At 66.7% G+C, this 19,189-nt stretch carries 11 protein-coding genes and 1 pseudogene; all 12 read left to right on the forward strand.

Annotated features, from left to right (window positions below; genetic code table 11):
* Positions 1–67: 67 nt before the first annotated feature.
* On the forward strand, positions 68–1,672 hold the full coding sequence (gene arc / locus HMPREF9056_RS07895; RefSeq protein WP_009404159.1) for a proteasome ATPase: 1,605 nt from the start codon (positions 68–70) through the stop codon (positions 1,670–1,672).
* A 5-nt stretch (positions 1,673–1,677) separates the two neighbouring features.
* Positions 1,678–3,426 (forward strand): proteasome accessory factor PafA2 family protein, encoded by a 1,749-nt coding sequence (locus HMPREF9056_RS07900; RefSeq protein WP_253269981.1) that lies wholly within the window; start codon positions 1,678–1,680, stop codon positions 3,424–3,426.
* A 2-nt stretch (positions 3,427–3,428) separates the two neighbouring features.
* A complete protein-coding gene (locus HMPREF9056_RS07905; RefSeq protein ID WP_009232257.1) occupies positions 3,429–3,617 on the forward strand; it encodes a ubiquitin-like protein Pup in 189 nt (62 codons plus the stop codon).
* The gene (locus HMPREF9056_RS07910; protein WP_009404172.1) at positions 3,614–5,170 is read left to right on the forward strand and encodes a proteasome accessory factor PafA2 family protein; all 1,557 of its coding nucleotides are present in this window, start codon (positions 3,614–3,616) and stop codon (positions 5,168–5,170) included. The genes HMPREF9056_RS07905 and HMPREF9056_RS07910 overlap by 4 nt, the downstream gene beginning before the upstream one ends.
* A gap of 409 nt (positions 5,171–5,579) precedes the next feature.
* Positions 5,580–6,215: an ECF transporter S component gene (locus HMPREF9056_RS07915; protein WP_034514265.1), complete on the forward strand. Its 636-nt coding sequence runs from the start codon at positions 5,580–5,582 to the stop codon at positions 6,213–6,215.
* 61 nt (positions 6,216–6,276) lie between these two features.
* Entirely contained in the window at positions 6,277–8,688 is a 2,412-nt protein-coding gene (locus HMPREF9056_RS07920; RefSeq protein WP_034514299.1) for an ATP-binding cassette domain-containing protein, read from the forward strand.
* A 388-nt stretch (positions 8,689–9,076) separates the two neighbouring features.
* Positions 9,077–9,304: pseudogene (locus HMPREF9056_RS14995) on the forward strand (NAD-dependent epimerase/dehydratase family protein); the annotation flags it as partial.
* A gap of 54 nt (positions 9,305–9,358) precedes the next feature.
* Positions 9,359–10,201, forward strand: a complete 843-nt coding sequence (locus tag HMPREF9056_RS07925; RefSeq protein WP_253269982.1) for a saccharopine dehydrogenase — start codon at positions 9,359–9,361, stop codon at positions 10,199–10,201.
* Between the two features lie 89 nt (positions 10,202–10,290).
* Positions 10,291–11,370 carry a Gfo/Idh/MocA family oxidoreductase gene (locus tag HMPREF9056_RS07930; protein ID WP_009404181.1) on the forward strand — a complete coding sequence of 360 codons (1,080 nt, stop codon included), beginning with the start codon at positions 10,291–10,293 and terminating at the stop codon, positions 11,368–11,370.
* A gap of 56 nt (positions 11,371–11,426) precedes the next feature.
* Positions 11,427–16,904, forward strand: coding sequence for a non-ribosomal peptide synthetase (locus HMPREF9056_RS07935; protein WP_009404183.1), 5,478 nt, complete (start codon positions 11,427–11,429; stop codon positions 16,902–16,904).
* Between the two features lie 6 nt (positions 16,905–16,910).
* Positions 16,911–17,519 (forward strand): VOC family protein, encoded by a 609-nt coding sequence (locus HMPREF9056_RS07940; RefSeq protein WP_009404186.1) that lies wholly within the window; start codon positions 16,911–16,913, stop codon positions 17,517–17,519.
* Between the two features lie 11 nt (positions 17,520–17,530).
* Positions 17,531–19,177, forward strand: a complete 1,647-nt coding sequence (locus HMPREF9056_RS07945) for an AMP-binding protein (RefSeq protein ID WP_034514301.1) — start codon at positions 17,531–17,533, stop codon at positions 19,175–19,177.
* Positions 19,178–19,189: the final 12 nt, after the last annotated feature.

A 19,189-nucleotide genomic window follows, 5' to 3' on the forward strand; every position in this document is an offset into this window, starting at 1 on the left:
CCCACTTCGATTATGCCGGTCGAGTCTCGCCCGACCGGCACCAGGCCGGAATCAAGGAGGACGCCGTATGGATCAGGGGACGGTTGGGCGTAGCGAGTCGTCAGGGCCGGCGACATCGTCGGACGTGACCGACCGCCTGCGCGAGCTCAGTGAGCGCGCCGGCGTTCTCAGCCGCAAGAACACCCACCTGGCCAACGCCCTGAGGGCGGCGCGCCAGGAGCTGGCGGCTTTGCACGAGGACGTCAAGGCCCTTCAGCTCCCGCCCCTGGCGCACGCCACGGTCCTGGCCGTGGATGCCACCGCACGCACCGCCGATGTCTCCATCGCCGGGAGGCGCCACCGGGTGGGCGTGGGGCCCGCCGTCGTGTCCTCCTCCCTGCACCCGGGCGACGACGTCGTCCTCAACGAGCACCTCGTCATCACCGCCATCTGCCCCTCGCCGCGCTTCGGAGAGGTCGTCACCGTCAAGGAGACCTACGACGACGGCACCGTCCTGGTCCTGGCCCGCCACGACGAGGAGCAGGTCCTCAGCCTCTCGGCGACCCTGACCGACCACCGCCCTCGGGTCGGCGACGCCCTCGTGGCCGACCTGGCCGTGCGCATGGCGCTTCGTCCCGTGGTGCGCTCCGAGGTCGAGGAGCTCGTCCTGGAGGAGGTGCCCGACATCGGGTACGGCGACATCGGGGGACTGGGCGAGCAGATCGAGCTCATCTGTGACGCCGTCGAGCTGCCCTTCCTGCACCCCGACCTCTACCGCGAGCACCGGCTCACCCCGCCGCGCGGGGTGCTGCTCTACGGCCCGCCCGGCTGCGGCAAGACCCTCATCGCCAAGGCCGTCGCCGCCTCCCTGGGTGCCGGAGGGCGCGGCGAGGCCTACTTCCTCAACATCAAGGGGCCCCAGCTGCTGGACAAGTACGTGGGGGAGACCGAGCGGCGTATTCGCGTCATCTTCGCCCGCGCCCGGGAGAAGGCCGCCACCGGGGTGCCCGTCGTCGTCTTCTTCGACGAGATGGACTCCCTGTTCCGCACCCGCGGATCGGGGCGGTCCTCGGACGTGGAGACCACTGTGGTCCCGCAGATGCTCGCCGAGATCGACGGCGTCGACGAGCTCGACAACGTCGTGGTCATCGGCGCCACCAACCGCGAGGACATGATCGACCCGGCGATCCTGCGACCGGGTCGCCTGGACGTCAAGATCCGTATCGGCAGGCCGGACCGGGACGGCGCCGCCGAGATCCTGGCGACCTACCTGACGCCCGACCTCCCGATCAGCGAGGAGCTCCTGGCCGCCCACGGCGGCGCGCAGGGAGCGGCGGACGCTCTCATCGGCCAGGTGGTCGAGACCCTCTACACCCGCCGCCGCGCCACCGAGATGGTCGAGCTCACCCGCTCCGACGGGCAGGTCGAGATCCTCCACGTCGCCGACCTCGTCAGCGGCGCCATGCTCGCCAACATCGTCGACCGGGCCAAGAAGGCGGCCGTCAAGGACCTGGTCACCAGTGGGAGGCGCGGTCTGACCAGTGAGCACCTGCACCGCGCCGTCATCGAGGAGATCATGGAGAACGAGGGCCTGCCCGCCACCGTCCACCCCGACGACTGGGCCCGCGTCAGCGGGCGGCGCGGCGCACCGGTGACCTCCATGACCGTGCTCCAGCGCCCCCGGGAGGAGTGAGGACGGTGGCATCGACGAGCGCCCAGCGGACCCCCGGCCGCGAGATGACGGTCATGGGGATGGAGACCGAGTACGGCATCCTCGGTGCTGAGCCCGAGGACGTCGTGGCGGCCTGCCTGGAGACCGAGAGCGAGCAGGGGCGCTGCCCGGGCGTGCGCTGGGACTACTCGGGGGAGTACCCCCTGCGCGACGCCCGCGGCTTCGAGGTGGACCGCTCAGCGGTCGACCCATCCATGCTCACCGACATCCCTGGAGCCGCGTCCGCCGAGGGACCCGTCCCCGGGCGCCTACGCACCACCGTCGTCGCGCGGCTGACCGCCCAGGAGGAGGCCTGGCAGCGCGGCACCGCCACCTGCCTGTCCAGCGGTGGACGCCTCTACGTGGACCACGGCCACCCCGAGTACGCCACCCCCGAGTGCACCGGGCCCGCCCAGGCCACCCTGGCCGACCGGGCCGGGGACCTCCTGGTGGCCCGGGGAGCTGAGCTGCTGCGCCGTCGTGGGGTGGCGGCCCGCCTGTTCAAGAACAACGTCGACGGCAAAGGCGCCACCTACGGCACCCACGAGAACTACCTCGTGCCCCGCGCGATCGACTTCGACGACCTCGTTCAAGCCCTCGTGCCGCTGCTCGTCGTCCGCCCGCTCCTGGTGGGCTCCGGCCGGGTCGGCATTGGGGCCGTGGCCCGGGGTGCTGACTTCCAGATCAGTCAGAGGGCCGACTACCTGGAGAAGGTTGTGGGCCTGGGAACCACGGTGGACCGCCCCCTGGTCAACACCCGCGACGAGCCCCACGCCGACCCCGAGCGTTGGCGGCGCCTCCACCTGGTGCCCGGGGACGCCAATTGCTTCGACACGATGACCTGGCTCAAGCTCGGCATGACCTCCCTGGTACTCCAGGTCCTGGCCGACGGCGTCCCCGCCTCCTGGCGCCACCTGCGCCTGGCCGACCCCGTGACCCAGGCCCGGGAGGTCTCCCGCGACACCCGCCTTCGCGGCGCGCTCGAGCTCGCCGACGGTCGGCGCCTGAGTGCCCTGGAGATCCTGGAGCAGTACCTCGAGACGGTGCGCGGCCACCTGGGGGACCAGGGACGCGCGGCGCCGGCGCCGGTGGGCGACCCCCTGCGCCCGGACCTGTCGGCGCTGGCCGACGGCGCAGACACCGACGGAGCCGAGACCGGCGCGATCCTCGCTTTCTGGCAGGCCTCGCTGCGCGAGCTCCAGGCCCTGCGCGACGGTGGGAACGAGTCGGACGCCGCCGGCCACCTGGAGTGGGTCGCCAAGAAGCAGCTCCTGGACGCCACCGCACGCCGCCACCCCGGTGCGCGCGGGCGCGATGTCCTCCATGCCGTCGACCTGGCCTGGTCCGAGCTGTCCCCGGCCGGGCGAGGTCTGGCCGAGCGGGTGCCCGCCGGCGTCGACGCCTGCGGTGGGCTCGACGAGCAGATGGGGGAGGTGTCCCTTGCCGAGCCGCCCGCCACCACCCGGGCCTGGCTGCGCGGTAGGCTCGTGAACGCCTATCCCGGACAGGTGGTCGCCGCCGGCTGGCACTCCATGGTCCTGGAGACCGGTGAGAAGGACCAGCGCCGTCTGCCCCTGACCGACCCGTTGTCCTTCACCCGTGCCACCGCGTCACCGGCCGTCGAGGGCGCCGCCGACGTCGTCGAGGTCCTCACGCGCCTGACGGGCGAGCGCCTGGACCGCCTAGCGCCGACCACCGAAGCCGTGACCGTACCCGCCACCCCGTCAGGAGAATAGACATGAGTGAGTTCGCCCAGCCGTCCCGCAGCCGTCAGGACGACCCCGCCCCCGACGACGATCCGGGGCCGGCCCCCGCCGGACCTGCCCGGGGCCAGGGCCTGGAGTCGGTCCTGGACATGATCGACGACGTCCTGGCCGTCGACGCCCAGGAGTTCGTGCGCGGCTTCGTCCAGAAGGGCGGCCAGTGAGCGCCAGCGGTCCGGGCCCGCGCGTCACCGGCCTGGAGACCGAGTTCGGCGTCTTGTGCGCCCCCGCCGGGCCGCAGGCAGCCGCAAAGGGGGACCTGCCAGACGTGGAGCGGGCGGCGACGCTCATCTTCCGTCACCGACCCGCCGGATACCGCAGCACCAACCTGTTCCTGCCCAACGGTGGGCGCCTCTACCTCGACATCGGTGACCACCCCGAGTACGCCACCGCCGAGTGCGTGCGTGTGCGCGACCTCATCGCCCAGGACCAGGCCGGGCGCGCGATCCTGGCCGCCATGGCGCAGCGCGCCGCCGCGAGCCTCGCTCAACGGGGAACCCCGGCCCGGCTCCACCTCCTGGCCAATAACACCGACTCGGCCGGTCACACCTACGGCTGCCACGAGAGCTACTCCGTGCCCCGCCACCTGCTCGATGACGCGCCCGGGGCCCAGGGCGTCGACGGCGGGAGCGGTGAGGCCGTCATGGCGGTGCTCACCTCCTTCCTGGCCACCCGCCCCGTCCTGGTCGGCTCCGGGCGCCCTCTGGGGGCAGGTGCCGCCAACGGGAACATGGACGGCCCGGGCGCGGGGGACGAAGAGGCGGCCTGGGGCCTGTCTCCGCGCGCCCCGCACCTGAAGGCCCTGACCTCCGCCGACACGACCGGGCAGCGAGCACTGGTCAACACCCGCGACGAGCCCCACGCCGATGCCGCCCGCCTGCGCCGCCTGCACGTCACCTGCGCCGACACCACCATGGCTGAGCCGACGACGGGACTGCGCAGCGCCGTGACCCTCCTGCTCCTGGACGCGCTCCAGGCCGGCTGGGACTTCACCGACCTCTCCCTGGCCGACCCTTTGGCCACGCTGTCCGCACTGGGGGAGAGCCCCTGGGGAGACGTCCCGGCCGCCACCATCGACGGCCGTCGCCTGACCGCCGTCGACGTCCAGGAGGCCTTCCTGGAACGGCTCACCTCCTACCTGGACGACGCCGGTGTGCCCGACTTCCTCCGCGGCGCCGAGCACCTGCTGGAGGACCTGGCGCCCCGCGTCATCTCCGCGCTGCGCCACCACGACGCCGGTTCCATCGACACCGAGATCGACTGGGCGATTAAGCGCCACCTCATGCGCGCCCAGCGCGAGCGCCACCCCCGGCTGTCCGGCGAGGCGCTGGAGGCCCTGCGCTCGCGGGTGGATCTGGCCTACCACGACCTCAACGCCGAGACCGGACTCGCCCCGCGCCTGACCGCGCAAGGGGCCATGGCGCGCCTGTGCGAACCGGAGGAGATCGAGCGCGCTCACCACGCGCCCCCGATGACGCGCGCCGCCCTGCGCGGAGCCTTCGTGGCGGCCTGCCTGGAGGTGGGCGCCGACTTCTCGGTGACCTGGGAGAGCCTGCGCCTGGACTCGCCGCCCACCGCACCGGTCGACCTGTCCGACCCCCTGGCGACGGTTCATGAGGCCGCCGAGGCCCTGACCGAGCGGGTCAAGCACCTGCACCCCGAGGAGATGCACCGCATCGACCTCGTGGGACGCGGAGGCCTGGGAGCCCCGGGCTGAGTCTCCTCCGGGCCTCGCCCTCGGCATCCTTCGGCGTCAGCTCATCACCCGGTTTTCCGTTTTTCAACGGATAGTTCCCATAGCCTTGCTGCTGTTCCGTGCCTGTTCGGCCCTTGCGGGAAGCTCCGAGAAGGAGTAGAAACTTAGGTATGCCTCACCAAAGAAGATGAGGTGAGGGGAGGGTCTTGGAGTCATCGTCCTGGCTGGCGGCTTGTTCTCCGTGTCGGTTGCGTGATCGGGTCGAGAAGGTTCTCAGTATAAGTCAATAATGATAATGATTTGCAAAAACTGTGGTGTCGGAGTAGATGTACGGTCATCGCGCTGGCGCGCCTGATGCGGAGCGTCCTCGGTGCTCCGGCACGACGTCGGATTGTTCACCGTGACCTGTGAGAACACGCAAGGAGAAACCATGAGCACCACCAGCCGCTCGCCAGAGGCGACTGAGCAGGAAGGACCCGTCATTCGCACCTCGTCGCGCTCGGGCCTGGCCGACTCCGCCCTGGGAACCCGCAACCTCATGATGATCGCCGCTCTGGCCGTCGTCTCGATGATCCTCCTGGTGCCCCTGAACTATCTGGCTCCTGCGGCGGGAGCCTCCCGAGACGCAGTGCTCCTGGGCTGCGCGATCATGGGGCTGTGGCTCGTTCCCTTCCTGCTGCCCGCCACCGTCGTGCGCCGCCCCGGCGCCGTCATGATCGCGGCCCTTCTTATGGGGATCATGAGTGTCTTCACCACTCCGACCGGTCCCGCCGCCATCATCGGCACCCTCATCGGCGGAGTCTTCGTCGAAGTACCCCTCGCCCTCATGCTCTACCGGAAGTGGACCTGGTGGTCCTTCCTGATCTCGGCGGCGACCTTCGGGCTGCTCAACGGCATCATGTACGTCTCCGTCATGAGCGCCTCGGCGGGCATCGCCTCCGCGGGCACCGGCGTCATCATCGCCGTGGTCTCGGCGCTTGTCGGCGGCGGCATCACCATCGTCCTGACCCGGTTGCTCAACCGCGCCGGCGTCGGCATCGACCACCGCGTGACCGGCCGTGCCTGAGTCGGCACCCGCGGTACCCGCGGTGGAACGGCCTTCGAGCGAGCCGGCGGAACCGGTGCTGGTGAAGATCGAGGGCCTCAGCGTCCACTACCTCGGACGCGAGAACTGGGTCCTGGACTCCGTCGACCTGACCCATCTGAGCGGCCAGGTCACCGCTGTCATCGGCCCGTCGGGCTGTGGCAAGACCACGCTGGTGCGTGCGCTGTGCGGTCTCATCCCGCACTGCCTGCCCTCGGAGTACTCCGGTAGCCTGAACCTCGCCGGCACGGAGGTCGCCGACGCCTCTGTCCAATCCCTGGCTGAGACCGTCGCCTATGTCGGTCAGAGCCCCGATGCCGCGGTCGTCACCCGCGCCGTCCACGACGACGTCGCCTTCCCCCTGCAGAACCTGTGCCTGCCTCGGACCGAGATCACGGCACGGGTCGAGGGCGCCCTGCGTGCGGTGGGGCTGATCGAGCGCATCTGGGACGACCCCTGGGTGCTCTCAGGCGGACAGCGCCAACGGCTCTCGGTCGCCGTCGCTCTGGCCATGCGCCCACAGCTCCTCGTCCTCGATGAGCCGACCAGCACCATCGATGCCACTGGCCGTGAGGAGTTCTACGCACTCATCTCCTCGCTGACGGCCTCCGGGACGGCGGTCGTCGTCATCGACCACGACCTCGACCCGGTGCTGCCCGTCGTGGACCAGGTCCTGGCTCTCGATACCGTCGGAGGCGTCATCGCCGTCGGCTCGCCGCGCGAGGTCTTCACGGGGCACCGCAGCGAGCTGACCGGTGCCGGCGTGTGGATGCCTCGGGCGCTGCGTGACGTCGAGGATAGCCTCCCCGCGAGCTCTTCCGCACCTGACGTACCACTAACCTGCGCCGAAGCCGGAATCCATGTGCCGCGACTCGCCGATCTGTGCGCGGACGTCGAGGTGCGCTACCTGGAGAAGCAGACGCGGGACTCCGCTGAGAACTGGCAGCAGGTCGAAGCCATCGACACCCGTGACGCGCTCGCCGGCCGCGCCCGGTCGGAGCCCAGAACCAGTGTCGAGCTGATAGACCTCGAGGTGCCGGGGCGCTCTCCACACGTGTCGATGCGGCTGGGTGGCGGAGAGCTCGTGGGGCTGATCGGCCCCAACGGCGCGGGCAAGTCCTCGATCCTGTCCGCCCTGGCCGGCCTCGTTGGTTCCGTCGCGAGCAGGGCGGTCGTCGGTGGCCGGAGGGTGGGCAAGGGCCGGCACCTGGTCGGCTACGTCTTCCAGAACCCCGAGCACCAGTTCGTGGCCACCACTGTCGGGGCCGAGCTCGCCGTCGGAGGGACCTCACAGGCGAGGGTTGACCGGCTCCTTCAGCAGTTCCACCTCGTTGCCCATCGGGACTACCACCCCCTGACCCTCTCGGGAGGTCAGGCCCGCAGGCTCTCCGTGGCCACCATGGTCAGCGAGGAACGCGACGTCGTCGTCCTGGACGAGCCCACTTACGGGCAGGACTGGGACAACACCCGCGAGCTCATGGACTTCATCGACCAGCTGCGCGACCAGGGGCGTACGGTCATCATGGCCACCCACGACCTCGAGCTCGCCCTGGACCACTGCACCCACATCATCGCCCTGCCTCGGCCGACGGTGCGAACCAGAACGGGCCCGGACCCAACGCAAAGGGTCGCCGCGGCCGAGGACGCCGGTGAGACGGCCAGGACAGTCGACGTCGAGGCGGATGCCTCGCCTTCCGGATCGCCCTGCCTTCCCCCGGTCCCGCCCAGGCCCCAGCCGCGGCGAGGCCTGTTCTCCTCCCTCAACCCCCTCACCCCCTTCCTGGCGGTCCTGCCCGTCATGGTGATGGTCTTCGCCCTGCGCAACCACCATCTCAACCTGGGCGTCCTGCTGATCTCCTCGCTCCTCGTCGTCGCCGCGCGCGCCTCCCTGCGGCGCACTATCGCCTCGGTGGTCGCCCCTTGGACGGTCACTGCGCTCATGATCTGGATCTTCAGTAGCGGAAGCCACCACCAGGAGACTGCTGCGCGCCTCTACGACCTGGGTGACGCGGTGACAGGAGGTACCGGCATCGGTGCGCTTGTCGCACTCATCCTCGTCTCCGGCGTCTCCACCGACCCTGAGGCTCTCATCCGGACCCTGACCACCACCTTCCATGTGCCCTACCGTCTGGGGGCGGCGGGCACCGCGGCCATCGCCTTCATCACCCGCTTCCATGACGACTTCGTCCTCCTGCGCACCGCCAGGGCATTGCGTGGAATCGGACGGCGCTGGGGGCTGCTGGCCCCTGTGGTCCGCTGGGTCGGATCAATCCTGCCGCTGATGATCCTGGCCATCCAGCACGCCGAGCGCGTCGCCCTGTCCATGGACTCGCGCGCCTTCGGTGCCCACCGACGACGCACCGAGATGACCGACGAGCCCTGGAGAGCGCGCGACTGGGGAGTCGTCGTGCTCGCCTGGACGCTGGTGGCTATCGCCTGGCTCGCCGTTGCCTGACGGCGGCACCTCTGGACACGAGAGATGAATCCCTATTTTTACGGCATCGTGTAATCAAAGTAGCGGCGAGTTGCACACTCGACGGCTGTAGGCAAAGAGAGTTGGCTGTCGCGACCAAGAGTGCGCGTTAGCTCTTCTAGAGTCCAGTGATTGCAGCGAATATTGCAGTGTATCTGACAGCTGTGCGGATCGGCCTTGCGGGAGGAGTGGAGGTTCTCCGTGGTCCGGAGTACTCGATCCCTGCGTTCCCTAGTCGGGTTGGGGTGGCATTGACACGGAACATTAACTAAGGCAAAGTATACCTAACCAAAGAAACAGTATATTTTGCGGAGCGCGCCACCGGAGATGACGTCAGCGTCGTGCGCCTCCGTTGCTCGGTAACCGATCTGTGGGAGGCGTCTTGTCGCAAACTGCTAGCGGGCACCGCATCGGGGTCATCGGCTCCCGCGGTGCTGTTGGGCGGGTGCTGGTCGCGCTCCTGCGCAGTGCGGGGTACGAGGTGGTCTGTGGCAACCGGACCAGGAGAGGTTCCGACGAGGACTCCGTCGTCGTTGACGCTCATGAACCGAACAGCGTGCGGAGGTTCGCCCGTGGGTGCCGTGCCTTGGTGAACTGCGCTGGCCCGTCCTACCTCATCGCAGACAGGGTCGCCGCAGCCCTGCCGGCGAGTGTGGTCTATATCGATCCTTTCGGTGCCAACCTCTTTGATGGATATCGCGGGCAGGGCCTGAGAATCATCAACGCGGGCTGCACCCCTGGTCTCAGCGGGCTGCTGGTGCGCCATCTGGCTTCGCGATTGGACGTCTGCAGCGCGGTGACCGTCTGCAGCGGCGGGAGGGAGCAGGGCGGCGTCGCGGGATTCGCCGACGTCATTCTCAGTACGCGTGAAGGATACGGCTATCCCAACCAGATGGTGCTGGACGGCCGTCCCCGCCCCTACGCTGAGAGGGCGGAGGAGGCGGAAGATACTGATGCCTTCCCAGTGGACGATGACAGTGTTCGCTCTCCTTTTGTGACGGACGAGCTGCGCCGGGTGGCGATTGACTTCGGCGTCCCCGCCTTGACGGGAATCCTGGTGATTCCGGATCGAGACTCGTTGCACCTCCTTCTCAAGGCGATGACGTGCAGTCAGGAGGACGATACGGATGATCTCATCGGCGTGCTCTCTCAGATCGACGACGCCAAATCAAGGTTGGATGCGGGCAAGAAGAACTGGTTCGTCATCCAGGTGACAGCGCGCGGATATCTTCGAGGCAAGCTCTACCGGAGCACGATGACCGTCCGCTCTCGGGACAGCAGTGAGCTGACAGCGGCCTTTCTGGCGCAGTCGGTGGTTCGCGCGCTCGAAGCGGACGGCCTGGAGGGGGTCGTGTGGGGGTATGAGCTCATGAAAGCGGACCCGCTTCTGGATGCCTTGCGCCTCATGGGCGTCAGCGTTGAGGCGGAGGAGGCGACGACGGCTGTGGGTCCCAGTGCCCATGAGTCTGAGCTGATCGAATCCGGTTTCCTGTGATCAGTTTTCTTGACCGGACCGTGACTGGCTGTTCTATGGAATGAGTGGTTCTGGAAAGTGTGTTCTGAGGGCTTCAGGGGGAGTGAGGGATGAGTAGGCTGCGGGCAGTGGTGTGCGGCACCACCTTCGGGCGTCTCTATGCTGCGGGTATTCGTCTTCGCTCCTCTCGTTACGAGCTGGCCGGCATACTCTCGCGGGGCAGTGAGCAGTCTCGTCAGTTCTCGCAGGACCAGGGGGTGCCCCTGTGCACTGAGATCGATGACCTCCCTGAGCATGACATGGCGTTGGTCGTGGTCAGGTCCGGAGTCGTCGGAGGTGACGGGGCGCGCTTGGCTCAACGCTTCCTGTCGTCAGGCAAGCATGTGGCCATGGAGCATCCCATCGACAAGCGTGATGCGGTGGCGTGCTACCGCGAAGCGTCAATGGCCGGCTGCGGCTTTCTCGTCAACACCTTCTACCGCTACAGCTCCACGATCAGGACTTACCTGAGGATGGTGGAGGTCCTGCGCGCTCGTTTCGGGATCATCCAGGTCGAGGCGGAGTGTAGCATCCATTTTCTTTACTCCATGCTGGACATCATTGGGAGAATCGCTGACGGGTTCACCCCCTGGAGGGTCGAGGAGCAGGGGGCGCGTTCTGACGTCTTCACGTGCTTGTCCGCGTCGTTCAGGGGAATCCCTGTGTCTCTTCGTGTGGTCAACAAGATGGACCCGTTCAATCCGGACGACTTTGTGCATGTTGGCCACCGAGTCACCGTCTTCACGGCGGCAGGAAGCCTTGTGCTTCCTGAGACCGACGGAAAGATCGTGTGGCATCCCAATGTCTCGAGTCCTCGCGGTCCCGAAGGCGTCCTGGAGATTGATGCCGATGAACGGTTGAGCCTGACGGTTCTTCACGAGGAGCTGACTGTCGAGGCGGATGTCATGCGTCGATCACTGTTCGAGGTGGTATGGCCGAATGCGGTAGCGGAGTTCCTCGACGAGGCTCATCATCAGCTGACTCATCCCGAGGGCCGCGCCCGTGAGGCCGAGTACACACTGACTCTCTGCTCCGTGTGGGCAGAGGCCGGAAAGCTCCTGGGGCCCACACAGGAGCTGCGGTCGCACATGTCCGCCCATCCCCTCTCGTTGGCGCAGATCGTTGGTGAGGCGGCGGTTGATCTGACGTAGGAAGCAGATATGGCAGGTATGTCGTGTGCGGTGATTGAGGAGTCGGGAGAACTATTGTGAGTGTTGAGAATCTGATTGAGGGGCTCAGGCGTCGAGGTGTCGTCCTCTGGGACAACGGCAACAGGTTGGGCTACCGGTGTCCTCAGGGAGTCCTGACGCAGGAGGACATGGCGGCCATCAAAGAGCATAAGACGGAGATCCTGTCCTACCTGAAAACGGTCAACAGGATTGAGCATGACGCCGAGTCCCGGTACGAACCGTTCCCCATGACGGACATTCAGCGCGCCTACAACACCGGGCGGTACGTCGGATACGAGCTCGGGGGGACTGGGTGCCACAGCTATGTCGAACTGCGGGCACCCCGCCTGGACCGTGCACGTCTCGAGGCCGCCTGGCACGACCTGATCCGACGGCACGACCTGCTATCGGCGGTCGTCATGCCGCCGGACATGATCCGGGTCGTTCCCTTTGGGGAAGGACCTGTTCCGCCCGTTCTCAAGGAGCATGATCTGCGCGGGCACGACCCGCAGGTGCCGGACGAGGACTATCTCAGATGTCGCCGTGAGATGGAGGACAGGGCATACTCCCCAGGTGAGTGGCCGCTCCACGAGTTCCGCCTGCTCCAGTTCGACGACTACAGCATCATCCAGTTCTCCGTCGACATGACGATCGCCGACTTCGTCAGCGTTCAGGTGATGGTGGATGAGCTCATGGCTCTTTATGACGGAAAGCCGCTCGATCCTCTGCCCGAGACAACCTTCAGGGATATCGTCATCTCGCGCGCCTCCCGCCGCGGTTCCGCAGCCGGAAAAGCCGAGTACGACAGCTCCAGGCAGTACTGGCAGGACGCCGTCGGCTCTCTGCCGGGAAGGCCGTTCCTCCCGGTGGAGAACGGTGTTGGAGAGGTCGATGGGCCTGTTCGCTTCACCCGCCGTACTTGGACGTGCCCGCCGAGGTCATGGGCGTCGTTGGTGAGCTGGGCGAGGAAGCACGCGGTGACGCCGTCGAGCATTCTCCTGGCCGTTTACACCGATGTTCTTCGACGGTGGTCGAGCTCGCCGGACTTCTGCGTCAACGTGACGTCAATGAGCCGTGACAGCAGCATCACCGGGATCGAGCGCATCGTCGGAGACTTCACGGATGTCACCGTCCACGCCAGCCGTGCGCACCCCGGACCATTCATCGACCGAGTCAGGGCTACCCAGCAGCAGCTGGCCGAGGAGCTGTCTCACGCCGCCTTCCCCGGAACGGAGGTTCTGCGCGAGATGGGGAGGGCCAAGGGTGAGAGCATCGTGATCCCTGTGGTCTTCACCGGTGCCCTGGGAAGCAGCCCACGGCGCCAGGCCGACGGGACGCTTGAGCTCGTGTACGGCGTCAGCCGCACCCCGCAGGTGTGGATCGACTGCCAGGCCCTGGAGGACGACGGGACATGCCGTATCAACTGGGATGTGCGAGAGGGCACCATTCCGACATCGATCCTTCAGGACATGTGGGAGAGCTTCACGCAGGCGCTCGACCGACTGATTGATGACGAGTCCGTCTGGCAGTCCGACGACGTCGTTCGCCTCACGAGCCGGATGCAGGACGTGCGCGCCCGGATACGGCCGACGGATACCGAGCATCCCGCTACGACGCTGCACGCAGCATTCTGGGAGCAGGTCCGTAACCGTCCTGGCGACATCGCCCTGGTGCACGACGGTAGACGCTACTCGTACGGACAGGTGGCGGAGTACGTCCAGGCCCTGGAACCGCGGCTGTCCGACGTCGGCGTGGGGGACAGGGTCGCCATTGTCCTGAGGAGGAGCGTGTGGCAGGTGGCCGCGGTCCTCGCCGTCCTGTCGGCAGGAGCCGCCTACGTACCGATCGACCACGACCAGCCGGCCGCTCGTCGGGAACGGATGATGTCGGTCTGCCGCCCGCGGCTGGTCATCGCCGACGCAGGCTACCGCGCACCGAACGACCGGGTCGCGGTCATCGACGTCGAGGGTCTGTGCCCGAGCCCATGGACCGGACCGCTTCCTGCGCCCGTGCCGGTCGACTCACCCGCCTACATCATCTTCACCTCCGGCAGCACCGGCACCCCCAAGGGCGTTGTGATGACTCATGCCGCCGCCATGAACACGATCTCCGACGTCAACGAGCGTTTTGGCCGCTCACGGCCCAGGACGGTGCTCGGAGTGTCCCGGCTCTCCTTCGACCTGTCCGTCTACGACATCTTCGGGACCTTCGCGAGCGCAGGTGCGCTGGTCCTGCCGACGGAGACGGAGGCCAAGGACCCGAGCGCGTGGATCGACCTGATGCATGCCGCCGGCGTCGACACGTGGAACTCGGTGCCGGCCCTGTTCGAGATGCTCCTCCAGGAGCGTCAGGCCGAGAGTCTCCCTCCGGACCGCGATCTGGAGCTCGTCCTTCTCTCGGGTGATCTCATCCCCCGCACGCTGCCGGCACAGGCACGCCCCGCCTTTCCCCACGCCGAGCTCGTCAGCCTGGGAGGCGCCACCGAAGCGGGGATCTGGTCGATCTACCACGTGATGACCCACCACACCGGCAAGGAGAACATCCCCTACGGGGTGCCCCTGTCACGTCAGAGGGTGCAGGTGCTGGACGAGTTCCTCAATGAGTGCCCCGATGGTGTCACTGGCCTCATCCACATCTCCGGTGACAGCCTGGCCACGGAGTACTGCGGGGACCCGGAGACGACGGCGCAGAAGTTCTGCTTCTCCGCCAGGCAGAACCGTCGCCTCTACAACACCGGAGACATCGGCAGCTACCGCTCCGACGGCGTCATCGACTTCCACGGGCGGGCTGACAGCCAGGTCAAGATCAATGGCTACCGGGTTGAGACCGGGGAGATCGCATCCGTTCTGCACCGGCACGAGGCTGTGGGACAAGCGGCTGTCATCACCGAGGACGTCAACGGCACAAAGCGACTGAGGGCCTTTGTGACGCCGGCGGACAAGGGGATCTCCGCGGTCGACGCCGCTCCTGGCGGCTCGGAGACCCCGACGGCGCTGGCGGACAACCTCACGAGGCGGTGGTCCACGAGTGCCGCCGACGGCTTGGACGCCACGACCTACGCGGCATGGATGCGTGCCGGCAACGAGGCCTCACTGGCGGCGCTGCTGGAGGCCTTCACGTGTGCAGGACTCTTCGGTGAGCCGGGGACCTACTACCACGACGGCGACGACGGAGATATCGTCGCCCATCTCAAGCCCGCCCCTGAGTTCAGAAAGCTGGTGGACCGCTGGCTGGACATCCTCGTCTCCGAAGGAGTCCTGCTGCGTGACGACCGCGGTTTCAGTATCACGAGGGAGAGCCTTGACTACTACCGCGTCGAAGAGAGATGGAACCGGTTCGCACAGCTCGAGGACGAGATGCGCAACGGCCCTGAGCTGTTCGAGTACCAGCGTTATGCGGCGAGCACCCTGCTGAGGCAGATGCGCGGCGAGGTGAATCCGGTGGACCTCTTCTTCCCCGGAGGCAGGACGGACAACGCCCGCGCGATCTACGGGAGCAACCGTGTGAGCACTGCGATGAATGAGGCCGTGGCGGATGCCGTGGCCGGCATCGTTGAATCGCGCGGGGGCCGTACTGTCAGGATCCTCGAGGTCGGCGCCGGCGTGGGAGCGACGACGGACTACATACTGCCTCGTCTTCCCGACTCTGTTGCGGAGTACCGGTTCACTGATATCTCCACCTTCTTCCTGCGTCACGCCAAGGAGGAGTACGGCCAGTACGATTTCATGAGCTACGGGCTCCTCGACATCAACTCCGAGTGCGCCGGCCAGGATATTGAGGTGGGTGCGTACGACGTCATCGTCTGCGCCAACGTGCTGCACAACTCGGTGAACATCGATGAGGTCTTCACCAGATTGAACCAGCTGCGAAGCCACGACGGGGTCATCGTGCTGGTAGAGCCCGTGACCGAGCTGTATGCCGCTCTCATATCGATATCCATCAAGATGAGCCTGGTGGACTTCACGGACGTGCGCGGCGGCACTCACAAGGTGTTCATCACGGATGAGCAGTGGGAGGACGTGATCGCTCGGGCGGGCCTGGAGCGGATCGCCGAGTACCCCGCCGAAGGAGACCCTCTTCGCGAATGCGGTCAACGGCTGCTCGTGGTTGGGTCGAGTGCCGTTCGCCTGGAGGCTGAGGCCGACCTGCTGGCTTTCCTCGCCGAGAACCTTCCCGGATACATGGTGCCCGCCTCTGTCACGATCATGGATGCGTTGCCGTTGAGCGCGAACGGAAAAATCGACAGGAAGGCGCTGATCCGGGAGCGCTCCAACGTCCTCGCGGCCCCGGGCGCCTCAGCAGCATCGCCACTGAAGGGCGACCTCGAGGAAGAGATCGCGGCAGTGTGGAGTGACGTGCTCGATATTGAACGAATCGAGCGCGACGACGACTTCTACGCCTTGGGCGGGGACTCTCTCCTCATGGCCCAGACCGTCACGAGAATGCGTCGGGAAGTAACCGCCTTGAGCCGACTGACCTGGGACTTCATCATGCGCGAGATGCTGAGGCGCCCCACGGTGGCGGGGATCGCAGCGGCGACCAGCGCTGTTGCCGTGGCCGATGACGACCTGCCCGCGGATCCCTCCCAGGGCAAGCGCATGCACGTCTATGCGGCCCCTGAAGGCAGTAGGAGGTGCCGGGCGGTGTTTCATGCCGGAACCGGCCGCCTCAAGGACTACGAGCACCTCGTACCGGCACTTATGGACCAGGACCCCCAGATCGCTCACGTCGGGTTCACAGCCGCAGACGCGGATGAGTACCTGGACAGCCCTGTCGACTCGCTGATGACCGAGCGAGCACGTCTGTATGCCCAGGACCTCTTGGACCTGGACATGGACAGCTATGAGCTGGTCGGGTACTGCATCGGAGGCTTTCTCGCCATCGAGACGGCGAAGATCCTCACCGAGCTGGGCAGAACCGTCAGCAGAGTCGTTGTTATCAGCACGCACCTGTGCCCGCACCGCATCGCCAATGAGATGCTGTGCGAGCTGGCCTATGGATGCGTTCTCGAGGCGGATCCGGGCGACATCGGTGCTCCATTCAGTCTGGACCAGCTCAGTAGTGCTCTCAACCAGATTCTTGATGGCGTCAACCGTGATATCACGGATGAGGAGCTCTGCGCTCTTGACGGTCAGAACGCTTCTATGGGCGCATTCTTCACCGAGTTGTCGCGGTTGTCGCCGAGAAGCCGGAGGCGGCGAGTCTACAAGGCCATTGAGGGAATCGAGGCCGACTCAGACAGCGCGCACACGATGCTGGAGATCCTCTACGACGTCTTCAGGCACTCTCTGCGGGGAACGATCGGCTACGTTCCGGACGTCTATCTGGGCAAGGTTCTCGTCCTGCAGCCGGAGCACGGTGTCGAGGGCTTTTACCCCTCGTTCGGCGGAGACGTCGATTGGCCCGGCACTGTTCTGGGAGAGCTGGAGACGGCGACCGTGAGCGGCTCACACGCAACCTGCCTGCTCGAGGACCACTATCGCTCCATCCTTCGTCACTTCGACGAGAGGCGGTGACGGACCATGGCTCAGGTCGGACACGTCATCTACAAGGCTGATGACCTCGAACAGGCGGTCTCGCGCTTTCGCGATCAGGGTTTCGATGTCGAGTACGGAAAGGCGAAGAATCCCGGGAACGCCGTGATCTACTTCTCCACGGGCCCCTACCTCGAGATCATCTCCGGGGTCTTCATGCCCCGCTTTGTGCGCGCCTACCTCGCCATGCGCGGACGGGGCAGGCTTGTGGCCGCCTCGGATTCCGTCGCGGGGTCTCGGGAGGGGTACAGCAGGGTCGTCTTCGAGGTACCACAGCAGGAGTTCACGAGGCTGGCCCGTATCTACCGCGATCATGGTCTTAGAACCCTCTCGCCTCGCATCTCTCGGCGGGACCCGCACGGCCGGAAGCTGTCGTGCCGCTGCCTCGTTCCTGACGCCTGGCACGTGCCGATGTTCGTGACTCCCTTCGCCATTGACACGCACCGCAGCTCTCCCCATCCCAACGGCATGACCCGGATCGAGGGGATCGTCTATGAGGGGAGCGCAACCGCTGTGGACATCTGTCGCAGAGCCGGTGCCGAGGAGCTGCTCACCTACCGGCTCGGCGCCGGAGACATCTCAGTGAGGTTCGCGTGATGGGAGGGCGGATGAGACACGATCGGGTCCTCGCCGAGTACGAGTCACGCGGCTACCTCTCCAGGAGGACGCTTCACGAGGAGCTGCGCGAGGTGTGTCTGCGACAGCCGGGCTCACGGGCCGTTGTCGCTGCGGATGCCACGCTCACCTACGCCCAGCTCGATCGGGCCATCACCGGGTACGCACGGGACTTCCTGGCCAAGGGGCTCTCGAGAGGTGACCAGGTGCTGCTCCAGCTTCCCAACAGCGCCGCCTACGTGGTGACCTTGTTCGCACTCATGCGCATCGGCGTCGTGCCCACGCTGTTACTGCCGTCGCACCGTCGCAGCGAGGTGACCTCACTGGCCCACGAGCTTCATCCCGTGGCCTACATCGGTGGACGTGACCAGCTCGGTTTCGACTGCGTCGAGATGGTGGAGCAGCTGGATCCTGGGACCCTGGGGACCCGGTTCATATACGCCGACTCCGGGGCCGAACGCGACGGCGACGTACCTCGTCACCGTTTACCCGGCCTGCAGGTCGGCGAGGCCTCTGACTGTCTCAACGCCGTCGACGCCGCAGCCGCCTCGTTGGACCCGTCGCACCACCGCGACGTGGCACTCAACCTGCTCTCCGGCGGAACGACGAGCAACCCCAAGATCATCCCGCGAGTGCACGAGGCGTACGCCTACAACGCGCGGGCCGCTGCGCGACGCTGCGGTGTCGGCGCCCACAGCGTCTACATGGCGGTGCTCTCCACCTCACACGACTTTCCGCTGGCCAACCCCGGCATCCTGGGAACCCTTCTCCACGGTGGAACAGTCGTCATGTGCCACACCGCGGCCTTCGACGAGGCCTTCGCCGCGATCGAGGCCAACGCAGTGACCATGACGGCCATCGTCCCGGCGATCGCCGAGGTGTGGAACGAGGCGTGGGACTGGTACCCGGCCGACACCTCCTCTCTGCGACAGATCCTTGTGGGTGCGGCCAGGTTCGATGAGGCGCTGGGGCGGGAGATCATCTCCAAGACCGGGGTGACGATCCAACAGGGGTACGGGCTGGGCGAGGGGATCACGACCTTCACATCGCTCGATGACCCCCTGCCGGTGGCGCTGAACACGCAGGGGACACCGATCTCCTCCGGGGACGAGCTGCGAGTCGTCGACCCGCAGGGACAAGACCTCCCCGCGGGGACTCCTGGCGAGATCATCGAGAAGGGCCCCTACACCTTCCTCGGCTACCAGGGATCGCACGCCTCGGACGAGTGCTTCACCGAGGACGGCTTCTTCAGGACCGGTGACCGGGGGTACCTCGACGAGCAGGGCAACCTCGTGGTCTGCGGGCGTGTCGTCGAGCAGATCAACAGGCTGGGGGAGAACGTCTCGCCCCAGGAGATCGAGCAGCTGCTGGGGCAACTCGAGGAGATTCGGGAGGTCGCCGTCTTCGGTGTCCCGGATGCGGAGCTGGGGGAGAGGACGGTGGCGGCTGTCGTCACCGAGTCGTCAGAGCTCGATCGCCGAGCCGTCCTCGACATCTTCGTCAAGCGGGGGATCGCCCGCTACAAGGTGCCCGATGAGGTGGTCGTCGTCGAGGCGATTCCCCTGACCAACATCGGCAAGACCGACAAGAGATCGCTTCGAGCGCTGGTATCGGAGCGACATGCCGATCAGGCGGACTGAGGAAGGACAACG

It is taken from the genome of Actinomyces sp. oral taxon 170 str. F0386 (genome assembly GCF_000195595.1).
Classification (GTDB): domain Bacteria; phylum Actinomycetota; class Actinomycetes; order Actinomycetales; family Actinomycetaceae; genus Actinomyces.

What these genes read in the sequence shown, in the direction of transcription:
- arc (WP_009404159.1), top strand. Translation starts at nt 68, where the DNA reads ATGGATCAGGGGACGGTTGGGCGTAGCGAGTCGTCAGGGCCGGCGACA.
- HMPREF9056_RS07905 (WP_009232257.1), top strand. Translation starts at nt 3,429, where the DNA reads ATGAGTGAGTTCGCCCAGCCGTCCCGCAGCCGTCAGGACGACCCCGCC.
- HMPREF9056_RS07930 (WP_009404181.1), top strand. Translation starts at nt 10,291, where the DNA reads ATGAGTAGGCTGCGGGCAGTGGTGTGCGGCACCACCTTCGGGCGTCTC.
- HMPREF9056_RS07940 (WP_009404186.1), top strand. Translation starts at nt 16,911, where the DNA reads ATGGCTCAGGTCGGACACGTCATCTACAAGGCTGATGACCTCGAACAG.
- HMPREF9056_RS07915 (WP_034514265.1), top strand. Translation starts at nt 5,580, where the DNA reads ATGAGCACCACCAGCCGCTCGCCAGAGGCGACTGAGCAGGAAGGACCC.
- HMPREF9056_RS07945 (WP_034514301.1), top strand. Translation starts at nt 17,531, where the DNA reads ATGAGACACGATCGGGTCCTCGCCGAGTACGAGTCACGCGGCTACCTC.